This window comes from Microbulbifer epialgicus, from assembly GCF_041447265.1.
In the GTDB taxonomy this organism is placed as follows: domain Bacteria; phylum Pseudomonadota; class Gammaproteobacteria; order Pseudomonadales; family Cellvibrionaceae; genus Microbulbifer; species Microbulbifer epialgicus.
This window is the reverse complement of sequence record NZ_JBGMEK010000070.1, coordinates 1-22,210: the sequence shown is the minus strand read 5'-3', so window position 1 is coordinate 22,210 and position 22,210 is coordinate 1. Positions and strand designations below refer to the sequence as shown.

At 43.7% G+C, this 22,210-nt stretch carries 17 protein-coding genes; 13 read left to right on the top strand and 4 right to left on the bottom strand.

Annotated elements, in window-relative coordinates:
- Positions 1-56: 56 nt before the first annotated feature.
- From ACCI49_RS19530 to ACCI49_RS19505, 6 genes are all read left to right on the top strand, one after another.
- Positions 57-7,943 carry a calcium-binding protein gene (locus ACCI49_RS19530; protein WP_371840855.1) on the top strand — a complete coding sequence of 2,629 codons (7,887 nt, stop codon included), beginning with the start codon at positions 57-59 and terminating at the stop codon, positions 7,941-7,943.
- Positions 7,944-8,487: 544 nt separating this feature from the next.
- Positions 8,488-9,216: a hypothetical protein gene (locus ACCI49_RS19525; RefSeq protein WP_371840853.1), complete on the top strand. Its 729-nt coding sequence runs from the start codon at positions 8,488-8,490 to the stop codon at positions 9,214-9,216.
- A gap of 431 nt (positions 9,217-9,647) precedes the next feature.
- Complete coding sequence (locus ACCI49_RS19520) at positions 9,648-10,289, top strand: hypothetical protein (RefSeq protein ID WP_371840852.1); 642 nt, start codon at positions 9,648-9,650, stop codon at positions 10,287-10,289.
- 3 nt (positions 10,290-10,292) lie between these two features.
- Positions 10,293-10,628, top strand: coding sequence for a hypothetical protein (locus ACCI49_RS19515; protein WP_371840850.1), 336 nt, complete (start codon positions 10,293-10,295; stop codon positions 10,626-10,628).
- Between the two features lie 115 nt (positions 10,629-10,743).
- Positions 10,744-11,055: a hypothetical protein gene (locus ACCI49_RS19510; protein WP_371840849.1), complete on the top strand. Its 312-nt coding sequence runs from the start codon at positions 10,744-10,746 to the stop codon at positions 11,053-11,055.
- A 375-nt stretch (positions 11,056-11,430) separates the two neighbouring features.
- Positions 11,431-12,981 carry an aryl-sulfate sulfotransferase gene (locus tag ACCI49_RS19505; protein WP_371840847.1) on the top strand — a complete coding sequence of 517 codons (1,551 nt, stop codon included), beginning with the start codon at positions 11,431-11,433 and terminating at the stop codon, positions 12,979-12,981.
- Between the two features lie 150 nt (positions 12,982-13,131).
- On the opposite strand, the gene ACCI49_RS19500 is transcribed toward ACCI49_RS19505, so the two are convergent.
- On the bottom strand, positions 13,132-14,856 hold the full coding sequence (locus tag ACCI49_RS19500) for a hypothetical protein (RefSeq protein WP_371840846.1): 1,725 nt from the start codon (positions 14,854-14,856) through the stop codon (positions 13,132-13,134).
- 687 nt (positions 14,857-15,543) lie between these two features.
- Here ACCI49_RS19500 and ACCI49_RS19495 point away from each other — a divergent pair.
- The 3 genes from ACCI49_RS19495 to ACCI49_RS19485 all read left to right on the top strand — a co-directional run bounded on the left by ACCI49_RS19495 (position 15,544) and on the right by ACCI49_RS19485 (position 17,179).
- A complete protein-coding gene (locus tag ACCI49_RS19495) occupies positions 15,544-15,936 on the top strand; it encodes a hypothetical protein (RefSeq protein WP_371840845.1) in 393 nt (130 codons plus the stop codon).
- A 273-nt stretch (positions 15,937-16,209) separates the two neighbouring features.
- The gene (ybaK, locus tag ACCI49_RS19490; RefSeq protein WP_371840844.1) at positions 16,210-16,677 is read left to right on the top strand and encodes a Cys-tRNA(Pro) deacylase; all 468 of its coding nucleotides are present in this window, start codon (positions 16,210-16,212) and stop codon (positions 16,675-16,677) included.
- A 97-nt stretch (positions 16,678-16,774) separates the two neighbouring features.
- Positions 16,775-17,179 carry a hypothetical protein gene (locus ACCI49_RS19485; protein WP_371840842.1) on the top strand — a complete coding sequence of 135 codons (405 nt, stop codon included), beginning with the start codon at positions 16,775-16,777 and terminating at the stop codon, positions 17,177-17,179.
- Positions 17,180-17,440: 261 nt separating this feature from the next.
- On the opposite strand, the gene ACCI49_RS19480 is transcribed toward ACCI49_RS19485, so the two are convergent.
- Positions 17,441-17,680, bottom strand: a complete 240-nt coding sequence (locus ACCI49_RS19480) for a hypothetical protein (RefSeq protein WP_371840840.1) — start codon at positions 17,678-17,680, stop codon at positions 17,441-17,443.
- A 750-nt stretch (positions 17,681-18,430) separates the two neighbouring features.
- Here ACCI49_RS19480 and sugE point away from each other — a divergent pair.
- From sugE to ACCI49_RS19465, 3 genes are all read left to right on the top strand, one after another.
- Positions 18,431-18,877, top strand: coding sequence for a quaternary ammonium compound efflux SMR transporter SugE (gene sugE / locus ACCI49_RS19475; protein ID WP_442928496.1), 447 nt, complete (start codon positions 18,431-18,433; stop codon positions 18,875-18,877).
- 236 nt (positions 18,878-19,113) lie between these two features.
- Entirely contained in the window at positions 19,114-19,413 is a 300-nt protein-coding gene (locus ACCI49_RS19470; protein ID WP_371840839.1) for a cupin domain-containing protein, read from the top strand.
- 21 nt (positions 19,414-19,434) lie between these two features.
- Positions 19,435-19,662 (top strand): hypothetical protein, encoded by a 228-nt coding sequence (locus ACCI49_RS19465; protein WP_371840838.1) that lies wholly within the window; start codon positions 19,435-19,437, stop codon positions 19,660-19,662.
- Between the two features lie 342 nt (positions 19,663-20,004).
- Here the strand turns inward: ACCI49_RS19465 and ACCI49_RS19460 are convergent, their stop codons facing one another.
- Positions 20,005-20,643, bottom strand: coding sequence for a LysR substrate-binding domain-containing protein (locus ACCI49_RS19460; protein WP_371840836.1), 639 nt, complete (start codon positions 20,641-20,643; stop codon positions 20,005-20,007).
- Positions 20,574-20,942 (bottom strand): LysR family transcriptional regulator, encoded by a 369-nt coding sequence (locus ACCI49_RS19455; protein ID WP_371840834.1) that lies wholly within the window; start codon positions 20,940-20,942, stop codon positions 20,574-20,576. The genes ACCI49_RS19460 and ACCI49_RS19455 overlap by 70 nt, the downstream gene beginning before the upstream one ends.
- Before the next feature lie 1,053 nt (positions 20,943-21,995).
- Between ACCI49_RS19455 and ACCI49_RS19450 the strand changes: the two genes are divergently transcribed.
- Positions 21,996-22,151: an alpha/beta fold hydrolase gene (locus ACCI49_RS19450; protein WP_371840833.1), complete on the top strand. Its 156-nt coding sequence runs from the start codon at positions 21,996-21,998 to the stop codon at positions 22,149-22,151.
- Positions 22,152-22,210 lie beyond the last annotated feature (59 nt).

Below are 22,210 nucleotides of genomic sequence, written 5' to 3'. Positions count from 1 at the left end.
CCGTAATTGCCGCTTAGAGCGGCTCACAAAATTAAAGCCCCCGGCTTTGCCGGGGGATACTTACTGAATCAATAGAGGGGTTAGATAATGATGACCACCTCTATGGGATGGATGGGAATGACACTCTTAATGGAAAGGGAGGTAATGATTATTTAGAGGGCGGTCTAGGTTCAGATAAGTATGTCTTCTCCTATGGGGATGGGGATGATTTTATCCTCGATATTTCTGACGGTAACTCAATCACAATTGAAGGGGAAACTCTCAGTGATTTAACCGGCTCTTCCTCATCAAATACAATTTATGAGAATGAAAGTGGTGATATTAAGCTCACAGAGTTTGAAAATGGTTTTACTATTACCTACAGAAATGAGGAGGGAGAGGTTGGCACTATTACAGTGGACGGTAAGGTTGATGATTTCGGTATCTCGCTGAATGATTATGAGGAAGAGGAGGTTGATGAGCCGGAAGAGGATCAAGGTGCCCTTGTTGTAAATGATGGTAATTTGGGTACTTATGTAGTTGAAGATCCTAATACAGCGTCTGAAGAGCGTACAATATGGTTGAGATTTGACTATGAGGAAAGAGCTAACACAAAGGATTTACTCTGGGATCAAAGTGAGGTTAATTCAAATCAAATTGTTTTTGATGCAAGCCTCTTAAGTAAAGAGCATGGATATTTAACTAAAACCCCAGAGTCGGAAACTTGGTATTTCGAGGGGGGAGACGCCGGAGACATCATCATATCAGATCCAAGCCACCACTCATACTTTTTTTATGGCCGTGAGGACGATGATCATATTGTTATAGAAAACAATGTAGAAGGCGGTTTTGGTTTTGGGATAGGTGGAGAGGGTGATGACATCCTTGAAGATAGAAACAGAGGTGTACTTTATGGCGATAAAGTAAACCCAGAAGATCCCAGTGATGATGGTTCTGGAAAAGATATTCTCGTTAGCACAGGGACAGTTGAGGACGAGTTGACCGTACTGGATGGCGGTGGCGGCGATGATATTATCTTGGATTATTCTGTAGGTGGGGGTCTTTTAGCTGGTGGTAGCGGTTCTGATGATATAAGAGGAGGAGATGGAGATAATACTATTTATGGTGATGGTCGTATTGAATATGTGAAAGAAGGCTCGATATGGACATCAGTAGGCCATATACAAGAAGTTACTGATTTGAATCGTGAATATGATGATGTCATCGATGGAGGCGAAGGGGCTAACAGGATATTTGGAGGAGCAGGAAAAGACACGATATCAAGTGGATCTGGTAATGATTTTATTTGGGGGGATATGGGCTCTTCTGAATTTCATGGGGATGAGCTATCTGAAGATATTCCTGTTTCAATGCACGGTGCGGATGTAATTTCAGCTGGTGGCGGCAATGATCAAGTAGTTGGTGGTAGTGGAGACGACACCATCTTTGGTGGCGCTGGTGACGATATACTTTTTGGTGATGATGGAAACTTTGAGAATTCAGTGGAAGGGGCCGAAGGTAACGATTATATAGATGGTGGTGCTGGTGATGACCTTATAGTTGGCGGTAATCTCAAGGATACCTTACTTGGTGGGGAAGGTAAGGATGAGCTCCATGGACAGAAGGGTGCTGACTATTTGGATGGTGGCTCCGAGTCCGATATTTTATATGGTGGTGAAGATGACGATGTCCTTCTTGGCGGTGAAGGGGATGATCAGCTTCAAGGAGCTAAAGGCAATGACTACCTAGAGGGTGGCGATGGCAATGATCATGTCCAGGATTATTGGAATTCAGATAGCGGCGATTACAATACTTTGCTAGGTGGCGCTGGAGATGATGTGCTCCTATCTGGTAATGGTACTGATTGGCTGTATGGTGGTGCAGACACGGATATGTTAATCAGCGGCTCTGGCGATGATACCCTGTATGGCGACTCTGGGAGAGATACTCTTGTTGGCGAGGAAGGAGACGATTGGCTTGTCGGTGGGCTAGACGCAGATGTAATGTTTGGTGGCGGAGGTGATGATACATATATCTTAAGTGCTGGGGATGGCATTGATGGTATTAATGATAGCTCAGGAAATAATGAGGTTCATATTAGTGGAGCCTCTCTAAAGAACAGTAGCCTCTCTTCATTTGGGCGTGGCTTGCTATTACAGTATGGTGCTGGAGACGCGCTTATTCTCCATGGTGATTCCACAGATATCTACCTGGATGGGGAAAAGTTAGGTGGCGATGAGATCACTGCTTTTTTAATGAGATCACGTATGTTTTCCGGCAGGCTTGTTAGTGGCGCTGTTGGTGTACAAACAAGTTTTAACCCTCATGGTTCAATAATAAATAGCTCGTCCTTTATGATGGCCGATACCTCGGCTGAGTTTACAATTAGTGCTGTCAGTGAAGATGCTGAAACAGAAAGTAGCACTACAATCACCGCCTGGTATGCAGGCCAATTAATCGCAGTGGATTCAACGAATGAAGGAGTTGACCCTCTCGATCCCTCGACCTGGTTGCAAAGAGGTGCAACCGCTCTAACCTATTACACTTCTGAATCCGGCGATGTCATGGCCGGTGTACCCGCCGGAGACGGTACTTACCTGCCCCCCGCAGGTGCGGTGATGGAGCATATCCTTTTGCCGGATGGTACAGCGCTTTCTCGTGAGCCCAACTTTGCAACAGAATCTAACCTGGTTGCAACGCCTGGCGAAGATTTTGAATTGCCCGAAGACGCGGTAGGAGATACCTCCGGTATCAATGCCGATGATGAGATCATTGACGGTACCTCTATGGATGACAGCCTCTCTGGCGGCGCCGGTATGGATTTAATCCGCGGTGATGCCGGTGCAGATACCATTGATGGTGGTGATGGTAACGATATTGTATTTGGTGGGGCGGATGATGACATACTGCTCGGAGCCAAAGGTGACGACTTCCTGTATGGCGGTGATGGTGCGGATACAGTACACGGCGGTGAGGGGGATGATTACCTGGATGGTGAAGCCGGCAACGACAACCTCCAGGGTGGTAATGGCAATGACCTGCTAATTGGTGGTGCGGGTGACGACACCCTGTCCGGCGGTGCTGGCTCTGACAGATACTTCTTTGAACTTGGACATGGTCAGGACACTGTTGATAATAGTGGTGATACCGGCCTTAGCACTATCGCATTTGCCGATGATATCAGCCCTTATTCCGTAAAGGTGCTCCGCAGTGGTGATGACCTAATCCTTGAGACCGGCGAAGCTGGCGATTCAGTGACGGTAACCAATTACTTTGCCAGTGATGCATCTACTGTTACTGCCATTGATCAAATTGAGTTTTATGGTGGCGATACGGTGTGGAGTGTCGATGATGTAAAGGCACTGGTCTTAATCGGTGATGACTTAGATAACACCCTGAAAGGCTATAACAATAGTGATGACGTACTTCAGGGAGGTGGAGGTAACGATTCACTTACCGGCGGTGCTGGTACAGATACTCTTGAAGGTGGTTATGGTGACGATAGATTGGAAGGCGGCGTCGGTGATGATATTTACCTGATTGGCGTGGGTGAGGGTCATGATCAAATTGTTGAATTAGCGGGGGAAAATAACCAATTGCAATTCAGCTCAAATTTACTTCCAGATGACGTTAAAGCTATCCGTTCGGGCAATGATTTAGTACTTTCCATTGAAGCTGGAAACAGTTCGGTAACAGTAACCGATTATTTTGATGCTGCAGGTGAAGCGGTTTCATCAATAAGCTTTACGGATGGAACCAGCTGGGATCTGGCTCAGGTCAAGCAGCTGGTACTGATCGGCACTGATTCGGCAGATACTATTTCTGGTTATGAATCTGACGATACCCTTAACGGAGAGGCAGGCAATGACCTGCTAATCGGTAATGGCGGCAGTGATACCTACCTATTCTCTACTGGCGATGGTCAGGACCAAATTGTGACTGGGGAGCAGAATACTGCAACAACAGAAACGATTCGGTTTGATGATACCGTGACGGAATCATCCGTATCTGTTGCGCGTAGTGGCAATGATATTGTTCTGCATTACAGCATGGAAGACTCGGTAACGGTAAAGAACTTCTTTACTTCGGAGGGTACCTCTGTTTCTGCGGTTGACCGTGTGGAATTTAGCTCTGGTGCGATTTGGACACTTGAAGATCTGAAAGCCAAGGTGCTAATCGGGGATAGCGCGTCCAATACTATTGAAGGTTATAGTTCGGATGATCTTCTGGTTGGTGAAACGGGTAATGACATTCTGCAGGGAGGCAAAGGTAATGATACCTACCGTTTCTCTCAGGGTGATGGTTCTGACGTAATTCTTGATGCGGCAGGTGATCAGGATCGCATCGAATTTAGTGATTTAAATCCGGGAGATGTTCTATTGCGTCGAGATGGCAATGACCTGCTAATTAGTAATATTACTAATTTAGACACTATTCGCGTACGCGATCAGTTTGCGGTGTCAGCAGGCGTTGTGAGTGTTTCAGGTATTAATACTATTGCATTTGCAGACGGCACAATTTGGGATTATGAGCAAATTAAGCAAGGAGCATTGGCCGGTACGGATATCGCCGATACCATCTTTGGTCATGCGGATGCAGATAGTATAAATGCAGGAAAAGGCGATGACACAGTACGTGGTGGCCTAGGCGATGACCGTATCTGGGGCGGTGAGGGCGCAGATAAGCTCTACGGTGAAGATGGCAATGATGAGCTTTATGGCGGTGAGGGTAACGATTATCTGATAGGTGGCTCAGGCGCTAGCCGTCTTTACGGTGATACCGGTGATGACACACTGACTGGAGCTGGCGAGCTCAATGGCGGTGATGGTGATGATATTTTGAATGGGCAGGGAAGCGATCTGCTGATTGGAGGGGCAGGTAATGATGTGCTGAATGGGCTGTCTGGTGATGATATTTATCGCTTCAGCGCTGGAGATGGTATAGATCAAGTTGATGATCAGGGTGGCGATTTAGATCAGCTCGAATTTACTGACGTAAACCCTCAGGATTTAATTTTGCGCAGGGAAGGTAATGATTTGCTGATTACCAATATTGTGACTGGAGACATTATTCGCATTGACGACCAGTTCACCACTCAGGCTGGAATTGTTGCCTCAACGGGTATCGACAGTATTATTTTTGCAGATTCTACTACCTGGGATTATGAGCAAATCAAACAACAAGCTGTGCTAGGTACAGATAGTGAGGACACCATATACGGCCATGCTGACGATGATGATATTGTAGCTGGCAAAGGTAATGATACTGTTTATGGCCAAAATGGTAATGATGTGATCTCTGGTGGAACAGGACAAGACCAACTGTTTGGTAACAGTGGTAATGACGAAATCCATGGTGGTGATGACGCCGATACAATATATGGAAATAGTGGTAACGACCTTCTCTATGGTGATGAAGGTAATGATGTTATCGAGGACTACTCAGGCGTAAATACTCTTTATGGTGGGATCGGAAATGATCAGCTAAGCGGTACTGGAGACCTGTTTGGTGATGACGGTGCCGATACTTTAACAGGTACAGGCTTGTTAGATGGTGGTGCTGGTAATGACATTATTAGTGGTGAAGGAAGCGATATCTTAATCGGTGGTACTGGTGATGATGTAATAACCGCTTACAGTGATGCCTTTACTCAAAACAGTAATATCCTCGAAGGTGGTTCGGGTAACGATACTCTGTTTGGATCATTTGGCGATGATGAGTATCGCTTTAACTTAGGTGACGGACAGGATATCTTGACTGAACGCCGAGATGGGGAAGCCTGGAGCAACATTGATCCATCGTCGGACACTATTCGATTTGGTGCAGGTATTTCTCAAGCTGATCTTCAATTTGAACGCCATAACAATGATCTGTTAATTGCTCACAGTAATGGCAGTGACTCAATTCGTATTACTGATTGGTATAGCGGGCTCACCGATCATCATAAAATCAATGAAGTTTTGTTCGATGATGGATCCAGTCTTGATTTAGCCGGTATAGAAAGCCTGACGGTTACCTATGGTACTTCCGCAGGTGAAACCTTAGTTGGTTACAGGGATTTGAATGATTCAATCAAAGCTGGTGATGGTGATGACCAAGTCTGGGGAAGAGGTGGCAATGATACCATTTATGGTGAATCTGGTCATGACTACCTGGATGGTGATTCCGGTAATGATTATATTGAAGGTGGAGAAGGCGATGATACGCTTGTTGGCCGAGCAGGTGCGGATACCCTGATTGGTGGAGCTGGTAATGATAGTTATATCTATTTGCCAGGCTCCGGCAAAGATGTGATTGATAATACCGGGGGAGGTGTTGACTGGCTCTACTTTAATAGTGGTATAGGTAGAGATCGCTTAAGCTTTGAACGCGATGGCGATGATTTACTGATTTTAGTAGATGAAGATTCTGAACAGTCGGTGCGTGTAACAAATCATTTCCTTGGTGGTGATTTTGAGATTGATGCCGTACAGCCAGATGGTGGCTTCTCCATTAGCGCAGCAGAAATCAACCAGCTCGTTTCAGCTGGAGGTAGTGATTTCGATTCGATTGTGGAAGGTACTTCGGCTGGAGAGCAACTAGCGGGAACTTCTGGTAATGATCAGGTCATCGGGCTTGCCGGAAATGATATTTTGTTTGGTAGGGGTGGTGATGATGAGCTACTCGGTGGAGCGAATGACGACAGGCTTTACGGTGGTAATGGCTCCGGAACTGGTACCGGTAATGACACCCTTATAGGGGGCGAGGGCAACGATATCCTATCGGGAGGTGATGGTGATGATTCACTTAGCGGCGGCTTGGGTGATGATCATTATTATTATGGAGCCAATGGTGGCACTGATACGATCGACAATACTGGAGGAGGAACAGATTGGATTCTCTTTACCGATGGTATTACGAGAGAGCAATTGAGTTTTCATCAAGAGGGTGATGATCTCTTGATTCTCGTTGATTCAGATCTGCATCAACAGGTTCGGGTTGTCGATCATTTCCTGGGCGGTGACAATGCAATTAGCTTTGTTCAACCGAGTGATGGTGGTTTTGCGATTATGGCTGAAAGTATTCCAGGTTTGCTTGAAGCTCTGCCAGAAGACAATGGCGGTACTGATGGCGGTACTGATGGCGGTACTGATGGCAGTATCGAATTTGACTCACTCATTGAAGGAAGCTCGGCTGGAGAGCAGCTGGGGGGTACCTCTGGCAATGATCAGATCAAGGGGTTAGCGGGAGACGATATCCTCTTTGGCATGAGTGGAGACGATGAGTTATTGGGAGGAGCTGATAACGATTATTTGGCAGGAGGGAATGGGTTTGGCACAGGCTCAGGTAACGATATTCTGATCGGCGGAGAAGGCAATGATACTCTATCTGGTGAAGATGGTAATGACTTGCTAATCGGTGGCTTGGGAGATGATCGCTACTTTTATGGAGCTAATGGCGGTGTAGATACTATTGATAATACCGGTGGTGGATTTGATGGAGTTCTCTTGCTGGATGAAATCACAAGAGAACAATTAAGTTTTCACCAGGAGGGTGATGACCTCTTAATTTTAGTTGACTCTGATATGAATCAGCAGGTGCGTGTTGTTGATCACTTCTTAGGGGGTGATAGTGCAATCAGCTTTGTACAGCCAGATGATGGGGGTTTTGCTATCATGGCTTCAAGCTTCTCGGAGCTTTTGGAGCCTCTTCCATCTGCTATAAGTAGTGCAAATATGGGGCTAGTTGTTGGTGATTTCAGGAGCGCTAGCGAACAGGAAATTATTGAATGCGAGGGTTTGGGAGTTGAGCAGGAGTTGGAGGAAATCGACACCACTGATAAGGTGTTACAGGCTAACGCAGTTGATAACCTGGTTAATGCTATGGCTGTGTTTGGCAGTGAGCCGATGGGAGAGTCCCAGCTTTCTCAGGGCGTGAGAGATGACACCGAAACAGTAATTGCTTGTAATTTCGAAGTAGCCTAAAACAAAAGAGGCGGCCGTTGAGGTCGCCTCTTTACATGAATGCTTGATATGGAGATTCATCGCAGGATATACCAGTTTTGTTTGGTTCCCTTTATGTTTCTATATGGCTAAGAAGGAGAGCTTTTTTAATTTGCAGGTACCATTCCTTCTGTCCTTGGGTTTAACTTTTTTATTGCTCATTGTGGTAATTCAAAAGAAGATTATAAGATAACGATTATTAAGGATCTTCTTATGTGGTCAGGGTTAAATGTATGTATTTCATCTGGGGTTTCCCAAATATAGACCGCAGGTAATTGAATATATCTGGTCTTTATCTCTACAGAAAATCTATTGGTTAGGTGTCTGATTTAACCTGGCCTAAATTCGTGGAATATTGGGTGCTACGATTTTGTCTATACATAATGGAGTTCAAATTTAATATGGAGATTTATTAAATCCACTTATAAATGGATTTATTTAATTGTATGGAGATTTAGGGGCTCATGTGGTCAGTGAGCGAGAATAAATTTTCTCTGAGTGTATAAGCTTAATGTTGGATCGAATTATGTCCAGGCGATTGTTTTGGTTGGTGATCACGGTATTGCTAGTGCCATTATTTATTTGCAAAGTGCTGCTGGGCTTGAGTGATAAAGATAAAGAATATATGAATGTAGGGGTTGCTAAACCCCTGCCTAACGTTGCTTGGGTGGAATATTTAGAGCCGACTAAGGAGCACCCTCGCGGAAGTTTGAAAAAATATCATTATCGTTATGGCATTTTAATGATAAATAGAAAATATATAGGTCATGGTCGTCTCAGGCCTGGGAGATTGTTTGCGGAGCTAAATGTGGCCTGGCCCAAATTTGAGGGCGCGAGTAAATATTATTTATCTAAAAAAAGTCAAAAGCTAAGGATAATGTTTGAGATAAATCACGATCCAGAAAGGGGGTTTGTAGATGTATATAAAGCAGTCTATAGGGACCTCGATGTATCGGATGAACAGGATCACCAGTATGAAGGCTTTATTGGTTGTAAACAGGATTTAGATTGGGTCTATTTGGCTACAGATCCTGAGCTGAAAATACCGCAAGGGACGCCGCTAACTATTTTATGCTCCGTTCGCGCAGATAGACTTCTTCCTTCGCATGAGTTTGGGTCGAAGTGTAGATATGTATTCCTGTTTGATAAGGCGCTTAAGGCGCAGGTTCAGTTTGATAAAAAACTAATGAAAAATTTTCCACAAGTGCATAAAGATTTGCTGATATTTTTAGAGTCAGTAAGGGAGGGTAACTGATAGATTTTGTCTGTAATGCTTCTAGGTTTAAAGGCAGTTTGTTTAATGAAAGCTTCTTTGAGTGGTTGATGGTAGTGTGCCTGTCTATGGAAATAGTAATAATGTATATAACATTATCAGAACTGAAGTTGATCTTGATAAGAAAGTAAATAATTTAACTGCAGGGTTGCATTCCCGTCCAGGCGATAAGGCTGATGTAAAAATGGAGGGGCAGAAGGTCAGTAAAGATAACCATAGTCATAAGGGGCTAAACCAGCCTGGTCAAAGGGGCTGTTATTGCTAGTGGGTATACATTTAGTGACTGAAGTAAAAACTGGCAAGCGAAATATCTATGAATATTTTACCAAGTCAATTCAGGAATCATTGGGAAATAGTTTTTTGGAGCGGTGATCCTGAATTGTCAATCTTTTTAGTTTTTAAGGCTTAAATTAATGAGAAAAGTAAAACTGACGCCAATGCTGGTGTTTGGGGCGCCGTTTTTTTTCTTCACTTTAGGTCTGGTGTCTGGTGAGGTGTCGGCTATATGGGGCCTTGCTGTATATCTTTGTATCTTGGAGGTTTGGGTTTTAGTTAATAAGTCTGATAGGTTTTCTAAATTTTTGTTGTCTTCATTTTTTGTGATTTGTTTGGGTCCGATGATATTTATAATTTTGGGTATCTTGGGTTCAGAGGTCAATAAGGCCTATTGGGATTTTCGGGTGAAACTAATGTGTGAAATGAAAGGTGGGGCTAAAGTTTATCAGGTTGAAAACATTTCAAAGGGAGACCTCCCTTCATCTACATTAAAGTTTAAAGGCTTAATTAAGCTTCCATATAAAGAGTATGCTGAGAGTAATGATTTGTTCTATTTGGATACAAGCTACAATGAATTGAAGGGTGGGACTCCAAGTGTAACGCAACATACTGTCAAAATTATAAGAGCTGCCGATAATGAAGTTCTGGGCGAATTTAATTCTTTTTCAAGGGTCGGTCAGACTTTTCCAGTACCGTTTCCAGTACCTTCAACTTCATGCGAAGGTGATTTGGGGGCGGCTGACAAGTTCGTAAAAAAAATCATAAGTGTAAAGGAGTAATTTATGCCTGAGAATAAATATTTTGATAATTCAGAGTGCGCGCTGGCCACTTATGCGACTTTGTTGCCAGGTCATGACCTAAAAAGAGAGCTAGTAAGTGCTGAGTTTACAGAAGCTCAAGCGAAAGAATTTCTTGGCAAAACTAAAGTGCTTGCCCAATATGGTGGTGATGAAGATACCGGCTTTGATGCAACTCTATTTGAACGGGATGGAAAACTCGTTTTAGCCGTTAGAGGCATAGTTGCAGGTGATGAAGGCGATATAATTCCTACTGATATTTCAATTGGGTTGGATGGTGCCGGCTATGATCAAATTATAGCGATGTATAATTGGTGGTGACGTGTTTCAACAGGACCAGGTACGTTAGTCTCTCAGATTGAGATGGGCACAGGTTATATTGTACCGGATGGTGCGGCGATTTTATCTTAAGAAATAATAGCAAATAGCCCTGTATGTGGCTTTTTATATACATACCTATTTGGAAAACACTGCTGTCCCTGCTGCCGGTGAGGCTGAGGGAAATGTTTATACAAAATTACAGAGTTCTGGAGGTTACACGCTATTTTCTTCCGTCATCGAACATGTATACGCCTTAAATGGACCTGAATTTAGAGCTATAGCTTTAAATCGAAAGTTTTTTGGCTGGTTGAGCGGTGCTGCACCTGTTGATGAAGGTGGAAATTATAACACTTATATATTATGGGGATTTGAAGGCAGTGGTGGAGTTGAATATTTTTCTTCTAAAAAATTTTTGTCAGGTATCTAAATTTTATCGTTTTTTTACAGTCTGTAAGTGGCGTGATAAATTTTCAGTTTGATGAAGGTTAAATAGAGCTGCTAACGTAGTGATGACTGAAGTAAAGTCGAGTTTCTCTATGATTTTTTAATTTTTATTAAAAATTAGCAGGAGAAAACCTGGTACAACAATTTCTACGATTTTTCCGAAATTATACAGGTGTCCTAAAGCACATCTAGTAGAATATATTAACAGGATAGGATGTGTCACATACGAAGTGTGCACCATAAGCCAAAATTGAAATTTCATAGTCAAAATCATCACAGGCTGTAAACTAAAAACTGCAATTTGCGTTACGTTAAGTAAATAAATAGCAATGCCCCAAGGCTTACAAAAGGTTTATCTATGTTTCAAAGCTCACTTCTTGCTCACTTCTTGATCATTGTCATTTTAAGCCTATATGGCTGTGGAGGTAGCAGCTCCGGAGATGATGACATTGATCCAGGTAATGGTGGTTTAGATACACCTTCCGATGGTAGCAGTGATGGCGGCGATGACAGTGGTAGTGACGGTGACGGCGGTGATGATGCAGGGAGCAATGAGCCAGCTCAACTAATCCTAAGCCCTCACCCAGAAAACACCTTAATGGTCAATGCCTCGGTGATCACAGAGGAAAATGCCAAAGTGGTTATCAAGTTTGAGTCTGAAGCTACTGAACCCCATCAGGTCACATTGAATGAGTTCAGCACAGAACATTCATCAACCATAGTTGGGCTTAGAGCCAGCACAACTTATCAATTCACGACAGTTAGCACCTATGAGAATGGTAATGTTGTTGAGAGTGAGCCTGTAGACTTTACCACCGGTGGATTACCATCTGGGGTGCCAGCAACAGAAGTCGTAACTCACACAGCGCAAAGTGAGGGAGGCATTACAATATTCGCTCCAGCCACTACCAACAGCGGGCGCTTCTGGGGTGTAGATGAAGAAGGCGAAGTTGTCTGGTATCTTCATGATGACGTCCCGCTTTCTGGTACACCTGCAGCTCGCTATCTCGGTGACGGCCGAATTATGCTATTGCTCAATTCCGAAGCTCGTATTATCACGTTCGCGGGTGAAACCCTGCAGACATATGATCTCCCCCCCTATCACCACGACGCAATTTTACTGGACACTGGTAATCTCCTGGTGCTGACTTATCAAAGACAAACTATTGGCAACTCAATGCTGCAGGGTGATGTAATTGTAGAAATAGACCCGAAAGGTAATACTGTCTGGCGATGGTCTGCATTTGACCATCTCGATACCAATCGATTTCCCGGCGGGCTATCAACTCATGTATCGGACAATGGCTCCATGGACTGGACCCATTCAAATTCTCTCTTTTATCAATCAGACGATGATACAATCATGATATCAAGCCGCTCACAAAGCTGGGTGATTAATATCGACCATAAAACTGGTGAAGTTGTATGGATTATGGGTGATAGTGATGGGAATACTGTCGACAATCTAGAAAATAAATTTTTATCCTTGACCAGCGGCAGCTGGATGGCATCTCAGCACGCAGCTATGCTCACCGATAACGGCCAAGTCTTAATCTACGACAATAGAAATGAAGCTGAGCTCAGTGGAGATATCCACAATAGCCGAGCTGTTCGATATAACATTAATACCAACCAGATGACAGCTGAACAAGACTGGGAGTTTATTACCCCGAAATACACCCAGTCACTGGATGACGTGGACGAACTAGATAATGGAAATATCCTTATCACTGCAGGCGGACCTTCAACCCCGGGCTCAGGTGGAGGCAGCACTTCCCATATAATTGAAGTTACTCCAAATTCACCATCTACTGCAGTTTGGGAAATGGAAGTTAACCAAACATTCATTTATCGTACAGAAAGAATTAAATGGCAGGAGCTTGAGAAATTTTCTTCGCTTGAAAATTAAACTTTCAGAAACCAGGCGAAAATTATTTTTGAAAAAAGCAATCTAAACTAGCCTAGTAGCTGCACTGGATTTTAGGCGGTGCTCTGTCTGTTAGGCCGGGTTCAGCGTGGGGAGGAGGGAGGTCCTCCCCACAAGCGACTGCAGTCGCGATTACCAGGTCAAGCTGATATCGGTTCCATCAAACTTTACGTCTGAGTCATACACATATTTCAATGTGCCTTTCCAGAAAGAGCCGTGCCATTCCCAGTCGGCATCGTAGCTAACTTCATTGAGCACTTTTTGGCTAAAGGCCTCAAAGCTGCCGTAGCGCTCTTCGCTGCCCATAATCACCACCCAGGTTTGCTCGTTCCAGTCGCAGGTGACGGTGTTGGAGTCGCCATTGCCGCACGGATAACGCACAGCGATATAACCATCGTCTTCTCTACCAAACTTCCAGTTGCCGTTGCGTTTCTCCTCTTCAAAGCCTTCCGGCCACTGCAGGGCAACGTTGGAGCCTCCGGAATGGAACAGTTCAATTTCCGGGTAGGGGTTGTATTGGATTACGGCAACATTGTTCACCTGCTTAATCTTGGGCAGGTGGTCGTTTTGCATGGTGCTATTACCATCGCCAACCTTTGCCCAGACCGATTGGGTGCCGGTGGTGGCGATCCAGGGAGTCTGCTGGTAACCCTGGCGTCCACCCCAGTAATTCTGAATGGAGTGCATCATCACACCGCCATCCTTATACATAGAGAAGTTGGCACCGGAGAGCACCGAGCTGCGGCTAAATACAGCCCCCGCCTTGGCGGCTGCGGGAGCTGCGGCTTCAGAGAGGCCCAGGAACTGGTCGAATGCCTTCAGGCCGTCATAGCCTTCCAACTGATATTTGCTGGCGAACCAGGCCGTATCGGCAGCAACATCGGGATGGAAATAGGCTCCCTGACTCCAGTAGAAGGGCACGCGCTCCTCGCGGGGGAAGTCGGCATAGATGCTGTTCCTGGCATCGCTGAGCGAGTGACCTATTGAATAGTTCATATTCAGGTTTTTACCGAAATGCTCGAAAACCTCATCGGAAATCTCCAGGCCGGAGGTGGCGAGCATTACGCCTGCGGGGCTTGGGGTTCTCACTGATTCTTTACCCAGGCCCGTTAGCAGGTAGATAATGCGATTGATATTCCCGCCGGAACCGTTCCTGCGGTAGCCATCATTGCTGCGGCCGGCGGCGGAAAAATGGATGCCCTGGTCATTGGTCACCAGCAACATGTCCTTCAGCAAGCGCTGAGCGGCGCCAATGGCCAGCTCGCGAATCTCTTCGTCTTTAGAGAAGTCTACCAGGTTAAGAAGGGCGGACAGGGTGTAGGGGGAATAGACCGGGGAGTAAAACTCATAGAAACCATACTGGTTCTTTACTTCCAGATAGCGCTTCAAACGCTTGTAAGTTCTGTCATCCTCAAAAGCGCCGTATTTCTCCTGCAGGAGATATTGGGCAGAAGTGTACATGATCATATGGTTTTCAGAGGCGAAGGAATGATCCCCAGTGCCACCTTCCTTGAACCAGAAGTTATAGCCATCCAGGGCTGCAAAGAGTTCATCCTTGATCTCCGGACGGAAAAACAGAATGCGGATAAGCCGGGTGAGGGTGAAGTCTGAATTTTTCTGCCCGCCATTACGCAGCACATCCAAATTCTTGTTCAGCGCTTCGCGGTTGAGTTCATCGCCAGTGTATGCCTGTAAGACAACCGCGGTATCATTTGTGGAGGAAACCCCCTCATCAATATATTGCAGCTGCCTCTCTACATAAGCGCTCTCATCAAAAGACTGCGCACTTAGACTTACCGAGTGTATTGCTAACCCTAAAAAAATTGGATACAGCGCTCCTACTACTGATACTTTCATCAGTACGTCTTCCTATTTTGATTTTAAATTATGCATAAAATGACCAAAAATGTACCACTTAGCTATTACAAGAATGTTCTGGATTATGCGATAGGCATTTTCTTTCGTAAAAGAGGGCCAAAGCGATCAGCTTGAGTTCCTGGTTCTCATTTTTTAGATATTCTCCGAATGGTAGTTTCTGGCATCGTTAGTTTTGCTATTTATTTTGGGTGGATGAATTTTGTGTGTGTTCAACTTATGGAAAGAAATAACCAAGATAAATCTATTTTGGCGCTGGAATTTGCGGGTTGTCATATACTACTGGGCCGGTAAGAAAGAATACCCTGCGCTCGGGACTCGCTGTGAATATATCCCTGTAAGCTCGCAATCGGCATCCATGCCTCATACGGTCCCGTGCGCAGGGGTTTCTTTGCTTCCCCATTTTTAGTATGTATGGTAGGTAGATGCTAAAAATAGTGTTTGTGACGCAGTTTATTGGTGCGAGGAAGTGGCGTCAAAAGATCTATTTATTCATTCTAATAATGGGTGATCTATAGGCTGCATTTTCCATTCTTACATTTTCGCAATTGCAGGTAGTTAGGTTGGGTCGAACAAGGGAAGCACTAGTTAGCAAGTGTTGGGGCGAAAAATTTTGCTATTTTGTGGTTGGGTTTATCGCTATGGATTTTTGGCACTTTGGGAGAAAAAATGCATAAATTACTGATTTTCTTTGCCGCGGGCTGTCTAGGTGCTTTAGCCAACAGCATCACAGTCTGGTTATTCGGCAACCTTGGTATTACGCCTTTTTTTGGAGTTTCCATCACCCCTACCTTATCTACTGATTGGCTTTACCCTCGAATCGTATGGGGAGGGATCTGGGGTCTACTTTTTATACTTCCTTTTTTGTCATCAAGGCTGTTACAAAAAGGAGTTATCCTGAGTTTATTCCCGACCGCGTTTCAGCTATTTTTTGTTTTTCCCGTGATGGCAGACAAAGGAATGGCTGGACTTGAATTGGGAATGCTTACTCCAGTTTTTGTATTGTTCTACAACTGGGTGTGGGGTGCTGTTACAGCACTTACCATAAAGTTGGCAAAATAGAAGGCTGGTGCCGTTACCTTTAAGCTTAAAACAGTGTGTAGTGCTTGCTGGGTACCAGTAGCAGGACCTAGCGTAAATCTCGAGTACATAGTGGTATAGCCTTCTCAGTATCCCTGTCTTTAGTAAAGTCTCTTGATCGGATTGACAGGTTAGAACGGATAGGTGCCAGGTGCCCATATTTTATGTAAAATTTTTCTATGTCCTTGAAGGATATTTTAGTATGTTTGGCGTATAAATATTTTGAGCTGCGCGGGGCCGAAGAAAGGCGTAGAGATGACACCAGCGATTATTGTAGCCAGGAAAAATAAAATTGACTACAGAGTGCATGAATATAAGTTCGAAGCTTCAGCGGAACTCTATGGGCTTGAGGCCGCTGAAAAACTTGGTCAGTCAGCGAGGAGAGTTTTCAAGACATTAGTGGTTGTTCTCGATAATAAGGAATTTAGTGTCGGAGTGATTCCTGTCTCGTCCATGCTAAGCATGAAGCGAATAGCGGTGGCAACAGGAGTGAAGAGGGCTTTCATGGCCACTAAGGCCGATGTGAAACGTTCTACAGGGTACATATTGGGAGGGGTAAGTCCTTTAGGGCAAAAAAAACCACTTAAAACCTTTATTGACTCATCAGTGATGAATTTTGACACTATTTATATTAGCGCTGGTCGCAGAGGGCTTGAATTAGAGATTAATCCAAACGACTTAATAACATTGACAAATGGGGTTTGTGTCGAGCTATGTCAGTAGTTTTGGCCAAAACTTCCAGTGTGATGGTAAATTAATTAATCTAAAACGTGAGCCTTTAAGTCAATCAAGCTAAAGTCCATAAATAGAGAAGCTTTAAATGTCTGTCAGAAGAAATGGGTTATGGGTACTGTTTGCAATATTTTTCTTTGTAGCTATATATTTTCATGAGGGGGAGTCACTATTCATTAGTCAGGGAAAATACCCGGCAGGTAAGCTGCTTGTGTGGCTTGTATTTATTAGTTTTCTTGCGTATTCAGTTTACTGCAGTACAAAAGAAAATATATTCAGAACGATAAGAGCAATTTATCCACTACATTGGGCAAGACAAATTGGTATTGATCTCTATCTTGGTTTAGGTGTAGCAATGTTTATTATTTATCTCAATGAAGGCTCAATATTGGTGCTCGTATTTTGGTTGGTCCCCATAATTCTTTTTGCCAATCTAGCCGTGTTACTTTATTTGGCAATGAACTATGATTCAATAGTTTCTCATTTTTTGTAATAAACTCGTAAAGTTCAGTGGCTCAGCTTGTAACTTAGCAATTCTAAATTATCGCCTAAGTGATCTGCGTTTTAACGGCGGATCTCCTTAATCTGGGGGTGCAGAGTGGAGTACTTTAAAAGTGTAATGCAATCCCTGGTAAGTATGATTTGCCCCTCGCCTAAGTAACTGAGAGTTCCATGTGCCATCTAGCTACTAAAAGTTACACAAGGGTACAACAATTGGTGAGAGGTGGGGCGCTCATTTCCCCCAAAGTGTTACTTACTCGGTAATAATTGGCATCCAACCGATGTATCTGTGAGCGTTTTCGTAATGGTCGATACCAACTTCCCAGGTTGTGAGAGTGACACCATCAGACGTGTTAATTTCCTGCCAAACTACTCGGACTAACCCACGACTCGTTGCATCATTGTCACTCGGTAAGCGATCTTGACAATTCACCCACTGGGGTAGCTTCCCAATGAGATTGCATTTTCCTGATGGGTTTAGACTGTCGCTCAACGAAAGCTCCTTGTTGAACCAAATAGAACAATAAATAGTGTGTTTGAGCCTACTCTCCATGGCTCATCCTGTCTTCCGTATCGTACATAATAATATCAGATCTGGATCATTAAATAACTAGCTGGTCACACAATTTAATGAGCGAGCGAAAATTAAAACTCTAGGAAATGTGAAGTAAATAACGGAAGTGACATGATCCTGTATAGGAAGGCATCAACAGGAGTTAATGACCGCCATTTCTACATTGTTGTCAGCTTCGACAAGCTACTTTGTGTTTATATAGATACGGCATAATGAATAGCGAAGTAAATAGGGGGCTCCATGCTCCATTTGTGAATCTAGTAGCCACAGTTAATAATGATAAATCCGGTCACTGATGTAGTGGCTCTTTAATGCCGTCTATAGTATCCGGAGATGGACAGCAGGCCCATCCACTCGCTGAATTGCTTGCCAATGACCGTAAGTGAGGTCAGGATACATTTCTCGTGGGGTTATATTACATGGATACCAATCACAAGCATGCAGAGATTTACTCATACTATGACCGGAGGGAAGCGTACTCATTACTTCTGGCACAATAATAATTAACAAATTCACAGTTTAATGTGGCAAAAGGATCTATTTTCATCAACCAAGGATCAGGTTTATAGCCATTTGAATGGCGACACTATGGCGACCTAACCCAAGGCAAGCTCTGCGCTCAATGCCATTCAGTATTTGCATTTGATCAAGTGGGATTGCCTCATTAAGATGTTGAAATGCTTTCCCGGAAGTCATTTCATTTTCCGCGCTAAAGTGATTGTATTAGGTTGCCCTGGAGATTGGTTTGCCGAGGGAGGTATTAGAGTCAAATTAGACAAGAAATGGAAGGAAGCTATGGCATGGATTTACTTGGTAGTGGCGGGTCTGTTCGAATGTGGTTGGGCAATTGGTCTTAAATATACGGTTGGATTTACAAAGCTTGTTCCCTCCCTTTTGACCATTTCAGCGATGGCGATTAGTTTTTGGTTACTATCACTCGCAATGAAAACAATTCCCGTAGGTACAGCCTACGCTGTATGGACTGGTATTGGCGCAGTGGGAGTGGCTATTTTGGGTATGTTCCTATTCGGTGAATCACGTGATGTGATGAGGGTAGTATGCTTGCTTCTTATCGTGTCAGGAATAGTAGGGCTAAAGTTAGTTTCGCCCTCGTAATGATATTTCAAAAATGGTGGTTTACCGGAATTGCTCACCTCCTCACATTGTGTAAATTGAAGTGTGATTTTTCCGAAGTGCCACCAGTGGCGTTTCTTGGCATGATGCATTTTAGAGTCTCAGATTCTTTTCTAAATTTGGTAGAGAACGGGCCGGAGCATCACCTGACTTGTTTGTCAAGCCTCTATTTATTGAGTTTTATCTTGAGTGATCACGATTATTTATGGTAAACATTTATGGCTTCACGAACTCTAACAAACCCCAGAACAGGTGAAAGAATTATATTTACAAAAACATCTCGAGAGACAAATGGAAAACTTTTCGAGATGAGTTATAAAATGGCTCCGCATGCTGCAATCGTAGATGAATATTCCCATCCACATCAAGAAATGGCCATTAGGGTTTTGTCTGGCACGCTAACTTGCTCTGTAAATGGTGTGAATAAAAAGCTTTGCGCTGGAGAGGGAATAACTATACCTGCCGGTGTACCTCACTTTCAAAAGAACGAATTTGAAGTAGATGTGCATGCGATTTAGTAATATCGTCCTGCTGTACATATGCAAGAATTCTTTGAAGTGCTGATTGGGTGGGCAAATGATGGGAGGGCTGGTGATTCTGGCATGCCAGATCCTTTGCGGTTAGCGGTATTGTTAAGACATTTTAAAGATAGTATCCGCTCAAGCTCAAAATGGAGAAACTTTACAGCGTGGCTATTAGCTCCTTTTGGTCGAATCCTGGGCTACCATAAAGAGCTGGAGAAATATGCCTTCCCCGAAGTGAAATAAAGTGCAAGCAATCCGCTGTGCAGGTTTCAACTGACCTGCTTTCGTTAATCTTAAAAAGAAACTTGAAAGGATTCTGGAGTATATTTAAGTAATTCATGATGTAAAAAGTCTCGGTGAGAATATTCTTGCCTTTATTTTAGCCTGTTTTTTCTCTGTAAAACTCTGAGTTATATTTCCTGTTCATTTTATGAAATATATGTTTGATTTTTTGAGGGGATATTTAATTTCTTGATGCTTAGTAATAGCCGGTGAGTTTGAAAAACGGTTGAAAGCCTCCTTATGTCGAGGGAGCGAAAATTCACTGTTCATTTGAAGACTTGCTGACTGGTGAGTCAGCTGCAATTATAAATTCCTCACGTTAAGATGCCGTGTTTCTTCTGTAGAGGCATAGACGGGACAACTCAAATGTTCAATGAGGGCTGTGAGTGCAGGTGATTTTTGTTGACGACCGGGATAATAAAGGTGATAGCCTAACCAGTCCGGACAGTATGGTGTCAGGCAGGCTTCGAGCGTTCCAGTAGCTAAGTGCTCAGTAACGTGCTCTCTAAATGTGTAAGCCAACCCCAACCCAGCTATAGCGGCTTGAATTGACACCGGCACATCGTTAACGAAGATCCGTCCTCCCTCGACTAATTCTACGGTCTGTGAATCCTGCTGGAAAATCCACCGGAAGTTGCCACCGTGCCTCGCGTTATGAAAATTAATACAGTCATGATCTTTGAGGTCTTTCAAACTTTTTGGGTAGCCACGCATGGAAAAGTATTTGGGTGAACCGACAATTGCCGCTCGAAGTGGAGGGGTTAACGGAATCGAGATTACATCCTTTTCCAGGTGAGAACCAAAGCATATGCCTGCATCGAAACCTTCTTTAATAATGTCAACAAACTGTGCATTGATGCTAATATCAACTTTCACATGCGGGTATCTATCCAGAAATGTAGGGAGCAGCGGTAATAATATCTTTCGAGCTGGGTACTCCATTGTTGTGATTCGTAGCATACCGCTAGGGTTTTCACGTCCAGCTTTGGTGCATTCCAAGCAGTCTGCGATCTGGCATAAAGCGGGTCTACCTGCTCTAGCAGAGTTCGGCCTTCGTCGGTGAGTCTTGCACTGCGGGTTGACCGTACTAAAAGGGGTACGCCTAACCTCGCTTCCAATGCCGCGACGGATTGGCTGACACCTGATTGTGCCCGCCCCATCCGAGCCGCAGCTCGTGTGAAGCTGCCAGCTTCGGCAACTTCTTGAAAAATCAAAAGCTCATAGAGGTCCCGACGATCCATTTATCACTATACCTGATTTGGGGTTAACCAGGAAAGAAGGCTTCCTGGAATATTTTACTAAAAAGGGGTACGGAAAGAATACACTGCGCTCGGGACCGTATGAGGCATGGATGCCGATTACGAGCTTACAGGGATGTATTCACAGTGCGTCTCGAGTGCAGTGTATTCTTTCCTTCTGACCCAGTAGTAATTATGTTTAAGGTTTCTTAAGTTTTATATAACTTCAATTATTACATATGTTTTTATCGGGAGGCAATGGATAAAGTATAAAAAGTTACAAGATTAATCCATTTTCATTGAGTTTGATGATGGTTCGTTCTTACATTATCGCATTAGGATAGATTGCTCAGTATCATACCGGCTATGTTGACTTCTGGTGTTCACTATCTAATTCAATTTCCGGCCGGTGAAAATTGATTGTTCTGTAAGTTTTGAAAATTAAATAGTTGCTTCGACGACTGATTTATCACTATGTCTGATCAAGCCAATCACTTTTTTACCCTACCAAAATTCTGTGTTCTCAAATAAACTCGATTTAAATATTAATTAGCGGAGAGAACTGCCCAAAAGTATAGAATATTTATAATGTATTAAAGATGCTTAAATCATTGCCTGAATGAAGATAAGTCAAGCAAATATATTCTTATGATTCTTAGTCGGCTTTTAATCAGTAGCCAATAGGGCTGCTTAAGCAGTGCTAGATAAAAACCATGTAGAAATTAAAAGAGAATTGCATACAGTGAACGATAGGGTCATTGTTGAAATGTAATTCATGATGAGCTGGCAAATAAACTTTAATCTATAATTTTATCTGAAGTATTTGAGAAGTTTAATGAAAAATATTGTGCGTAAAGCAACCGCAAGTATCATCAGTTGTATATTGGGGTTCGCAGTAATAGCGGTGGAAGCGAGCGATTCATTTAGACGCACCTCCAATAGTATTACTACGTCTGATAAGGTAGATATTTATTACAAGGATTGGGGCCAAGAGATGGTGAAGTTGTTACTTTCAGTCACGGTTGGCTTCTGAGTTCAGACAGCTGGGAATCTCAAATGCAATTTCTTGCAGAGAAAGGTTACCGCGTTATAGCCCATGATCGTCGTGGTCATGGTCGTTCCAGTCAGCCCTGGGAGGGCAATGACATGGATCATTATGCTGACGACCTTGCTGCGGTGATTAAGGCTCTTAAGTTAAAAGAAGTAACGTAAGCGGTACATGAACCACATTATTCATCAAAGTATGTAGTTTGCGTACCGCTTACGATCGC